Genomic DNA, 9,935 nt, shown 5'->3' with positions numbered 1-9,935 from the left:
CGCTGCGTCCCGACACGCCGCGTGAGCCGGCTATTCCGGCAAGCCCGCCTTCCGCAGGCCGTCTGCAAATATGGAAAGATGCTCCGGGCGATGGATCGGGAGCCAAGCACCGAGCCTTGATAGACGGAGCTCCGGATCGAGCGTCCGCAACTCGTCCATGGCGCGCCGGGCTTCCATCATCCGTCCACCGAGCGCGCGCGTCGCAGCGACCAGCGCCACGACCATGAGAAAGCTCGGCAGATTGGTGTAGGACCGTTCCGCCCAAACAGAGGCCTGCTCGACGCGCCCGGCGAAGAGATGCGCCATCGCCATACCCGCCTGCATCCGATAGAGCTCGGGATCGACCGGACTCAATCGCATGGCGCGTTCGAAATGCGCGATGGCGCTCTCGCATTCGCCATGCCAGGTCCGCAGGAAGCCGCCGAGGAACCAGGCCGCAGCGAGATTGGGATTGAGGAAAACGGCCCGATCGAGAAGCGCAATACCGCCGTCCACGTCTCCGGCCAGATGGGCAAGTGCGTGCCCACCTCGCGTGAGCGCGACCGGATCGTCCCGGCCCAATACGACGGCGCGGCGGGCCAACCGTTCCCCCTCGGCACTTTCCTGCGCCCGATCCTTCGACCAACCGTTGACGGTGCGCCAGAAGTAGCACCAGGCCGCCATAGCCTGGGCAGCGGCAAACTCCGGATCAAGCTCGATGCTTCTGCGAAACAGAGACAAGGCCTCCTCGACAGCCTCCTTGGTTCCCCGATTCACGAGAGAGAGACCGCGCAGGTAGAAATCGTAAGCGTTCAGGCTGGCCGTGGGTTTGCGTTTGGCCCGCTCGATCTCGGCCAGCTCCACTCTTGGCGCAATCGCCCCGACGACGCTCGCCGCGATCCGGTCCTGCAGCTCGAAGATGTCGTCGAGCCTGCCTTCGAAGCGCTCCGCCCAGAGATGGGCGCCCGTCGCCGCCTCGATCAGCTGCCCGGTGATGCGGATGCGATCCGCCGCCTTGCGCAAGCTGCCTTCCAGCACATACCCGACGCCGAGCTCCTGGCCGACCTGCCGGACATTCACGGCGCGACCCTGATACGTGAAACTGGAATTGCGTGCGATCACGAACAGCCAGCGGACGTGGGAGAGCGCCGTGATGATCTCCTCCACGACGCCTTCGGCGAAATAGGCTTGCTCGGGATCTCCACTCAGGTTCTGAAACGGCAGAACGGCAATGGACGGCCGGCTGGGAGGCGCGGGAGCCGGGGCCGGCTGCGCAGGCTCCGCATGATGCACGCCCCCCTGGGTCTCCTGCGCTTCCCTGACGTCGCCAACGAAGCGGAAACCCTTGCGAGCTATCGTGCGGACCAGATGCTGCTCGCCGCCGCTATCGCCGATGGCCTTGCGGACGGCATTGATGTGGCTGGTCAGCGTCGACTCCGAGACGATGCGCCCGCCCCACACAGCCTCGATCATATGGTCCTTGCTGACCACCCGGTCTCGATTCTGAATGAGATAAAGGAGCAGGTCGAAAACCTGCGGCCCAACCCCAACCGCCTTCGAGGCCCGCATGAGCTCACGCCGGTCGGGATCAAGGACACAATCTGCGAACAGGAATTGCACGTGGGCAACCCGGAGACGGGAACGATGTTTCTCAAATATTCTTAGCATGACGCAGGCGCCGCCTGGGCGCTTGGACGCAATTCCACGGTAAACTGGAGTGTATTTCAAGGCTTCCGCAAGGTCTTTCGTCCGTTTGCGGGGCATCCTCCGGGCATAAAACGCCAGTGCGGCGTCGCCATTGGAGGAGCGTCATGAAGATTGTCGTCATCGGAGGCACGGGACTTATCGGGTCGAAAGTCGTCACCTTGCTGCGCGGCAAGGGCCACGATGTCCTGGCCGCATCACCGAACACCGGCGTCAACACGATCACGCGGGAAGGATTGGCAGAGGCGCTTTCAGGCGCAAGCGTCGTCGTCGACGTCGCCAACTCACCTTCATTCGAGGACCAGGCCGTATTGGAGTTCTTCGAGACGGCCGGACGCAACCTCCTTGCCGCAGAAGCGGCGGCGGGCATCAGCCACCACGTGGCTCTCTCCGTCGTCGGTGCCGATCGCCTTCCCGAAAGTGGCTACATGCGGGCCAAGGTCGCGCAGGAGAAGCTCATACGCGCTTCGAAGACGCCGTACACGATCGTGCGCGCGACGCAATTCTTCGAGTTCGTCGGAACGATTACGCAATCTGCCATTGCGGGCGGCAACGGCGCGGTCCGGCTGTCCCCCGCACTGCTGCAGCCTATTGCGTCAGATGACGTGGCAGCGGCTCTCGCGGAGATCGCCCTGAGCAAGCCGGCAAACGGCATTATCGAACTGGCCGGCCCGGAGAAGATCCCTCTCGACGCACTCGCGCGGCTCCACCTTGCAAAGACGGGCGACCATCGCGAGGTCATCGCCGACATCCATGCCCGGTACTTTGGCTCCGAACTCGACGATCGCTCGCTCACGCCCGGAGAGCAGCCACGCCTTGGATCGATCCGGTTCGAAGACTGGCTGCGCCACTCGCAGATCCCCGCATGATCGCTCATCGCACATCGCCTGCCGCATCCTCACGCGGCCGAACGGCCCAACCAGGAGATGGCTCCATGCTCAAAAGAACCTGCATCGCAGTCGCCCTCGTGCTCGGTGTCGCCGCCATTGCCAACGGCATCTTCATGCTTATCGATCCGGAGCGATGGTATTTCAGTGTGCCGGGCGTGACGACCACGGGCCCCTTCAATCAGCACTTCGTACGCGACATCGGGCTGATCTTTCTATTTCTTGGAGGCGCCTTTCTGCTCGGCGCCGCACGGCCGGACCTCCGTATCGCTTTTTGGGCGGCCCCGTCGATCTGGCTCTTGGGCCATGCCCTCTTTCACTTTTGGGAAGTCGCCGCCGGAATCTGCGGTCCGTCGGCACTCGCGCGGGATTTTCCTGCTGTGACGCTGCCCGCGCTCCTTGGGCTCGCCATAACCGTCTGGGCAATCGCGAACGTGCGGGGCGCGGCGCCAGCAGCCGGCAGGCTGGCATGATGCACACGTTCGCAGGCAAGGTCGCCCTCATCACCGGCGGCAGCTCTGGCATCGGCCGGGCAGCGGCGCTCTGCTTTGCCGCACAAGGCGCCAAGGTTCTCGTCACGGGACGACGGGCGGGGCCGCTCGAGGAGACGGCGGCCACCCATCCGGATATCGTCGGCCTGGTCGCCGATGTCGCGAGCGAAAAGGACGCCGCCCGCACCGTCGCCCAAGCTGTCGACCTCTGGGGCCGCCTCGACATTCTGGTGAACAACGCGGGCGCGGGTGCGATCCTCGCCTTGCCGGACGCCAGCGCAGAACGGATCGCGGGCATCTTGGCCGTCAACGTCGTCGGTCCCAGCATTCTCGCCGCCGCGGCGCTTCCATATTTACAAAAGACCAAAGGCACGATCGTCAACATTTCGAGCACGTTCGGACATAAGGCAGCAGCCGGCATTTCCCACTATGCCGCCAGCAAAGCCGCCTTGGAGCATCTCACCCGTTGCTGGGCGCTCGAGCTCGCGCCCTCCGGCATCCGCGTCAATGCCATCGCGGCCGGCCCGACGGAATCGAATGCGCTCATCGGCATGATGGGGCTTTCCCCTGAAGCTGCCGCCGCTATCGAAGCGCAAGAACGGGAGCAGATTCCACTCAAGCGGCGTGGCACCCCCGACGACGTCGCCCGTTGGATCCTGACCCTTGCCGAAGGGCACTCGGCCTGGGTGACCGGCCAAGTGATCGCGGTCGATGGCGGATTGAGCGCGACGTAGCCAATGCGTTTGCAGCCGTTCCAAGACCGAACCGGTCCGCATCGTTGCCGACCAAAGGAACCGCGCACGTTCCACGCTCGTTCGCTCAGTGCGAAGTCGTTTTCGAACAGGAGCGATCGCAAACCAAAACGAACGTTACGTGGAGACCTTCGATGCCACAGACATCTCCCAGACAACGCAAAACCACCGGCCGTGTGATGCACGAGTTCAAGCACGGTGAACTCAAGCGCGGATCCGGTGGCAAGGGCGGCAAGGTGAAAAGCCGGCGTCAGGCCATCGCCATAGCCCTTAAGGAGGCGGGCGCCTCCAAATACGCAAGCAAGAGTGAAAACCGCAGCAATCTCGCAAGCACCAAACGCAAGGAAGCCCGAGGCGCGACCGCCCAGCAGGAGTCCGAGGGCCGATCGCGCGTAGGCGCCCGAGGCCGCCGCGAAAGCAGCCGGGCCATGGGTGGCAGGAACGCCAAGACGCTGACCCAGCGCGGTCGCAAGGCGAGCGCCTCCCGGGCGAGAGGTGGTCCAACCAAGGCTGAACTCTATAAGAAGGCCCAGGCCCGGCACATTGAGGGACGGTCACGCATGAACAAGCGCCAGCTCGAACAGGCGCTTCATTAGACGCGTGCCTGACCTTGCGCGTGCCAGGAACCGGATGATGGACGCCCGCAGGACGATCTGCCCGAGCAGGGAGTGATGGGCAGCGGCTCGAAACCTATTTCGTCTTGGATGATCGGCGCGCACCCGCCTTTTGCGGCTTCTCGAGAGGCGTGACGAAGATTTCAAGCCTGTGGCTCACGATCTTATAGCCGTGCTCGCGGGCGATCTCTTCCTGCAGGCGCTCGATCTCGTCTGAGCGGAACTCGATGATGTTCCCGGTGGCGATGTCGATCAGATGATCATGATGGTCCTGGTCCGCGGATTCGTAGCGGGCCTTTCCGTCGCCGAACGTATGGCGAGCGAGAATTTCCTTATCCTCGAGGAGTTTCACGGTCCGATAAACCGTCGCGAGGGAGATCGCCGGATCGATGGCCGTGACGCGGCGGTGGAGCTCGGTGGCGTCGGGATGATCTCGAGCTTCAGCCAGAACACTGAGAATGACGCGCCGCGGCCCCGTCACGCGCAGCCCATGCGCACGGCAGATCTTCTCAATATCGTCTCCCAGCCCCGGTTTTCCCATCGAGTCTCAGCGCTCCGCAAACGTTGTGCGCGCACGAAAGGTAATCATGCCCGCATAGGTCGCCTTTACTTCATGTCACTTGCGGTGGCCAACTGCAAACCCCTGTCACGCACTTGGAATTCGCCGCGGTGACCCTGAGGTTGGCGGCTTCCCTGGGGATATCTCTACAAAGCTGATCGGTGCAGATGCGCCACATGGCGCACACCCAAATGCGAACGATTATCAAAAAGCATAGAGACTCGACCTCTTCTTCATTTATGCAAATGAGACTGATTCTCATTTATGAAGGATAGATCCGAGATGGCGTTTGCGAAGAGAACCACGCTCATGGCGGCCACGGTGATGCTTGTCGCCGGTGCAGTCCCTGCCGAGAGCAGTGACAAGAGCCACCACACACTTTGGAATCCGACGCCGGACAATATGCTCCGCGAGATGTCCGCCGACCGGCCAGACAAGACGGAAAGCCCCTATACCGTCGACGCTGGCCGCTTCCAGATCGAAACGGACCTTCTCGCATATACGTATGATCGCCAGCATGGTCTCACTGCACGCACCTTCAACGTCGCCCCCTTCAACCTGAAGATCGGCCTGACCAGCAGCACGGACCTCCAGCTTGCATACGGCGCCTACAGCCACATCCGAATGTCAGGCGCATCCCCAAGCAGGATGAGCGGTTTCGGCGATTTGACCGTCCGATTGAAGCACAACATCTGGGGCAATGATGGAGGCCGCACCGCTTTCGCGGTCATGCCCTTCGTGAAGCTCCCGACGAACACCATTGAGGGTCTAAATAACGATGCCGAGGGCGGCGTCATCGTCCCGTTTGCGATTGATCTCGGCCACGGCATGGAGCTCGGCCTCATGAGCGAGATCGATATTTTGAGAGCTGAGAACGGGTCCGGCTACAAGCCTGCATTCGTCCACTCGGCCGCCCTCGGGTTCGATCTCACCGACAAATGGGGGCTGTACGTCGAAGCCTTTGTCGAGCGCAGCGTAGAAAGCGGAGCGGAAACGATCGCGACCTTGAGCGCCGGGGTCACCTATGCTGTCGATACCAATCTCCAACTCGATGCTGGCGCCAACATCGGCGTCACGGATGCGGCCGACGACGTGAACCTCTTCGTGGGACTCACACGGCGCTATTAGGCCGCTGGCGTCTAAGCCCCGGCCACAGCCACGTCGATGGAGGGCATTGAGGCGATCCTGCCTGTTGATCGACGTCAGCCAGCCGTAGCATGTTTGGCTGTAGAGGAGCAGCGCCGCCCATCTGAGAGAGATCCCAACGACCAGGAGCCCCATAATCCCATGCAGGAGACCGGCACCTCGGCAACAATCGCTCCCAATGACGTACACGCGCTCCCGACAGTGGATGTGCTCGCCGCGGTACACTCCGCCCCGGGCGGGCTGACCGCGCTGGAGGCGGCGCATCGGCTCCGGCAGCACGGCCGTAACGAGCTGCCCACGGCTCGCGGCGTCCATCCCATCCGGCGCTTCCTCGCGCAGTTCCACAACGCTCTGATCTATTTCCTCCTGGCGGGCGCCGTTGCGGCATGGTCGCTCGGGCACATGCTGGACGCCGGCGTCATCGTAGCCGTCGTGCTCGTCAATGCGGCCGTCGGCTTCATTCAGGAGGGGAAGGCCGAAAACGCGCTCGCCGCCATCCGTCGCATGATCTCGCCACGCGCCCACGTGCTGCGCGATGGGGAGCGTTCTTCGATTGCCGTCGCGGAGCTGGTGCCCGGCGACATCGTCCTTCTCGAGGCTGGAGACCGCGTCCCCGCTGACCTCCGCCTGCTCCATGCCCGCGGCATGCTGATCGACGAAGCCATCCTCACCGGAGAATCGGTCGCATCCGAAAAGAGCGAAGCGCCCACGCCCGCTGGCGCTCCACTGGGTGATCGCTCGTCGATGGCCTTTTCCGGCACCATGGTCGCGGCCGGGCAGGGACGCGGCGTCGTCGTCGCCACCGGGCTTGCAACCGAGATCGGGCGCGTCAGCGCTCTGCTCGGCGAGGTTCAGCAACTGACGACGCCGCTGCTGCGGCAGATCAACGGGTTCGGCCGCCGCTTCACGTGGATCGCCATCGGCGCGGCAGCGCTGCTTTTTGCCTTCGCCGTACTCGTGCGCAGCTATCAATGGGACGATGCGCTGATCGCCGTCGTCGCCCTTGCCGTGGGGGCCGTGCCCGAAGGATTGCCCGCCGTCATTACCATCACGCTCGCCATTGGCGTGCAGCGCATGGCGGCACGCAACGCCGTGGTCCGGCGCCTGCCCGCCGTGGAGACGCTGGGCGCCACGTCCGTGATCTGCTCCGACAAGACGGGCACCCTGACACGCAATGAGATGACGGCACGCCGCATTGTCGTCCCGCACGGAGAGATCCTCGTTGCAGGCGCTGGCTACGCACCGAAAGGAGCGCTCACCCACACCTCAGGCACCGATGCCGACGCCAGCCGGTCGGCGGCTCTCGCCCTCGCGCGCGCCGCCCTCCTCTGCAACGATGCGCATCTGCATGAGACCGATAGTGGCTGGACTGTCAGCGGCGATCCTATGGAAGGCGCTCTTGTGACGCTCGCCATGAAAGCCGGCCTCGACGTCACGGCGTTGCGCTCGGCCTACGTCCGGCGCGAGGAAATCCCCTTCGACGCGCAGCATCGCTTCATGGCGACTCTCAACCAGACGCCGGATGAACGGCCGATCATCTTCGTCAAAGGCGCACCCGAGCGCGTACTTGAGATGTGCGCCTTCCAGGACTGCGGACACCGCACCGAGGCGCTGGATCACGGCTACTGGGCCGAGCGCATCGCAGCGGCCGCCTCTCAGGGAGAGCGCGTGCTCGGCTTCGCCATGAAGCCCGCAGAAAATGCGGACGTACGCCTTTCGTTTTCCGACGTCGAACGCGGCCTCGTGTTTCTCGGCATCGTCGGTTTCATGGATCCGCCGCGGCCCGAAGCCGTGACGGCAATCGCAGAATGCCACGACGCCGGAATCCAGGTGAAGATGATCACCGGCGACCATGCTGCAACGGCCGCCGCCATCGCGCGCCTGCTCGGCCTCGGCGACGCTCCGCGCGTGCTCACCGGGCATGAACTCGATACACTATCCGACGAGACGCTCCGCCAGGCCGTCGCCGATACGGCCGTGTTCGCGCGCACGAGCCCGGAGCACAAGCTGCGTATCGTGCGCGCGCTCCAGGCCAACGGCAAGATCGTCGCGATGACCGGCGACGGCGTCAACGACGCTCCCGCCCTGAAGCAGGCCGACGTCGGCATCGCGATGGGCCACAAGGGGACCGAGGCCGCAAAGGAAGCCTCACAAATCGTGCTTCTCGACGACAACTTCGCGTCCATCGTCGCCGCCGTCCACGAGGGACGCACCGTCTACGACAACATCCAGAAAGTGACCTCCTGGACGTTGCCGACCAATGGCGGCGAAGTGCTGACGGTTATCGCCGCGATCCTGCTCGGCTTCACGATGCCAATGACGCCCGCTCAGATCCTCTGGATCAACTTGATCCTCACCGTCACCCTCGGGCTTGTGCTCGCCTTCGAGCCGCCGGAGGACAACGTGATGCGCCGCCCTCCCCGCCGCGCGGATGCCGGCCTGCTTTCCCCGTTTCTGGTCTGGCGCGTCGTGTTCGTTTCACTGCTGTTCGTCGCCGGCGCGCTTGGCGTATTCTTCTACGCTCTCAGCCGCGGCCTCAGCATCGACATGGCCCGCACCATGGTTGTCAACACGATCGTCGTGCTCGAGATCTTCTACCTGTTCAACGTGCGCTATCTGCACATGACGTCATTCACCTGGCGCGGCGCACTCGGCACGCCCCCGGTCTTGCTTGCTGTGGCCGCCGTCACGGCCGCGCAGTTCGCGTTCACCTATTGGGCGCCGATGCAGGAGCTGTTCGCGACCGAGGCCGTGAGCTTCACCGACGGACTTTTGATCGTGAGTGTCGGCGTCCTGGCCATGATCATCCTGGAGGCCGAGAAGCACCTGATGCGCCGGCTCGATATCTTGAAAGTTTATCCTGTGCAGCGCTCGCAGCCCGTAGCTCGCGCCGCATCGCGCTGACGACCGAAGCTTCGGCGAATGGCGATCGGCATCAGATGGGGCTCGCCTCGCGGAACCTGCCGAATACCCGCGGCTCTCCCGCACCGAAGAGCACCACGTCATAAGCCTCGGGCGCGCCGCCTTCCATTCCCGGAGATCCGATCGGCATGCCGGGTACGGCAATGCCACGCCCTTGCGGACGCTCCACGAGGAGACGCCGGATCGCCACCGCAGGCACATGCCCTTCGATGACATAGCCGCCGACCTCAGCGGTGTGGCAGGAGGCCAGCTCGGCCGGCACGCCAAGGCGCGCCTTCACGGCTTTCATGCTGGCGGCATCGTGCACGGCCACGGAGAAGCCGTCCGCCCTGACGTGCTCGACCCATTTGTGGCAGCACCCGCAGCTCGGGTCGCGGAACACCGTCATGGCCGGCAGCTCCTCCGCCACAGCTCGCGTCGCGCCATAGGCGGCGAGAAGCGCCGGCGCGGCTGCCACCCATCCGAGCACATGACGCCGATTGAAATCCGGCTGGCTATCCGTGTCTGGCAGGCAGTCGGGTCCTGCTGTCTTCGTGCTCATGAGCTATTTTCCTCTGCGATATGGCTCGCTCCATCAGCGTGCGCTCCGCGAGAGCACGTGCATGAGCTCGTCGATCTTTTCTTCCTGCTCGGCCGCGTCTCCGCTGGCCATCGCATGCGCGACGCAGTGGGATATGTGGTCGCGGAGCACATCCTCCTCAACACGCCGGAGCGCCGCGCGAACGGCGGCGATCTGCGTCACGATGTCGATGCAGTAGCGGTCTTCCTCGAGCATGCGCCCAAGCCCGCGCACCTGGCCTTCGATGCGGGCGAGGCGTTTCAATCGAGACGCTTTGGCAGCTTTCGTCATGGCTTGACCGATACCCCACCAGGGTATATTC

General features: G+C 64.0%; 10 protein-coding genes. 6 read left to right on the top strand and 4 right to left on the bottom strand.

From position 1 onward, the window contains the following. Nucleotides 1-30: 30 nt before the first annotated feature. The gene (locus V7P99_RS11670; protein WP_333794995.1) at nucleotides 31-1,599 is read right to left on the bottom strand and encodes a winged helix-turn-helix domain-containing tetratricopeptide repeat protein; all 1,569 of its coding nucleotides are present in this window, start codon (nucleotides 1,597-1,599) and stop codon (nucleotides 31-33) included. 191 nt (nucleotides 1,600-1,790) lie between these two features. Between V7P99_RS11670 and V7P99_RS11665 the strand changes: the two genes are divergently transcribed. The 4 genes from V7P99_RS11665 to V7P99_RS11650 all read left to right on the top strand — a co-directional run bounded on the left by V7P99_RS11665 (nucleotide 1,791) and on the right by V7P99_RS11650 (nucleotide 4,409). Continuing rightward, nucleotides 1,791-2,552, top strand: coding sequence for an SDR family oxidoreductase (locus V7P99_RS11665; RefSeq protein ID WP_333794994.1), 762 nt, complete (start codon nucleotides 1,791-1,793; stop codon nucleotides 2,550-2,552). A 65-nt stretch (nucleotides 2,553-2,617) separates the two neighbouring features. Next, nucleotides 2,618-3,043: a hypothetical protein gene (locus V7P99_RS11660; RefSeq protein WP_333794993.1), complete on the top strand. Its 426-nt coding sequence runs from the start codon at nucleotides 2,618-2,620 to the stop codon at nucleotides 3,041-3,043. After that, the gene (locus V7P99_RS11655) at nucleotides 3,040-3,795 is read left to right on the top strand and encodes an SDR family NAD(P)-dependent oxidoreductase (protein WP_333794992.1); all 756 of its coding nucleotides are present in this window, start codon (nucleotides 3,040-3,042) and stop codon (nucleotides 3,793-3,795) included. The genes V7P99_RS11660 and V7P99_RS11655 overlap by 4 nt, the downstream gene beginning before the upstream one ends. A 152-nt stretch (nucleotides 3,796-3,947) precedes the next feature. Continuing rightward, entirely contained in the window at nucleotides 3,948-4,409 is a 462-nt protein-coding gene (locus V7P99_RS11650; RefSeq protein ID WP_333794991.1) for a DUF6496 domain-containing protein, read from the top strand. Nucleotides 4,410-4,503: 94 nt separating this feature from the next. On the opposite strand, the gene V7P99_RS11645 is transcribed toward V7P99_RS11650, so the two are convergent. After that, the gene (locus V7P99_RS11645) at nucleotides 4,504-4,968 is read right to left on the bottom strand and encodes a Fur family transcriptional regulator (protein WP_333794990.1); all 465 of its coding nucleotides are present in this window, start codon (nucleotides 4,966-4,968) and stop codon (nucleotides 4,504-4,506) included. A gap of 300 nt (nucleotides 4,969-5,268) precedes the next feature. Here V7P99_RS11645 and V7P99_RS11640 point away from each other — a divergent pair, with 300 nt between their 5' ends. Together V7P99_RS11640 and V7P99_RS11635 are read left to right on the top strand one after the other, a co-directional pair. Next, nucleotides 5,269-6,114 (top strand): transporter, encoded by an 846-nt coding sequence (locus V7P99_RS11640; protein WP_333794989.1) that lies wholly within the window; start codon nucleotides 5,269-5,271, stop codon nucleotides 6,112-6,114. A gap of 159 nt (nucleotides 6,115-6,273) precedes the next feature. Further along, the gene (locus tag V7P99_RS11635; RefSeq protein WP_333794988.1) at nucleotides 6,274-9,036 is read left to right on the top strand and encodes an HAD-IC family P-type ATPase; all 2,763 of its coding nucleotides are present in this window, start codon (nucleotides 6,274-6,276) and stop codon (nucleotides 9,034-9,036) included. Between the two features lie 31 nt (nucleotides 9,037-9,067). Here the strand turns inward: V7P99_RS11635 and V7P99_RS11630 are convergent, their stop codons facing one another. Both V7P99_RS11630 and V7P99_RS11625 read right to left on the bottom strand, forming a co-directional pair. Next, on the bottom strand, nucleotides 9,068-9,595 hold the full coding sequence (locus tag V7P99_RS11630) for a DUF411 domain-containing protein (RefSeq protein ID WP_333794987.1): 528 nt from the start codon (nucleotides 9,593-9,595) through the stop codon (nucleotides 9,068-9,070). A gap of 33 nt (nucleotides 9,596-9,628) precedes the next feature. Continuing rightward, nucleotides 9,629-9,904, bottom strand: coding sequence for a metal-sensitive transcriptional regulator (locus V7P99_RS11625; protein WP_333794986.1), 276 nt, complete (start codon nucleotides 9,902-9,904; stop codon nucleotides 9,629-9,631). Between the last annotated feature and the right edge of the window lie 31 nt (nucleotides 9,905-9,935).

It is taken from the genome of Hyphomicrobium sp., from assembly GCF_036780825.1.
GTDB lineage: Bacteria > Pseudomonadota > Alphaproteobacteria > Rhizobiales > Hyphomicrobiaceae > Hyphomicrobium_C.
The sequence above is the reverse complement of the archived record's forward strand: the minus strand, read 5'-3'. Positions and strand labels throughout refer to the sequence as shown.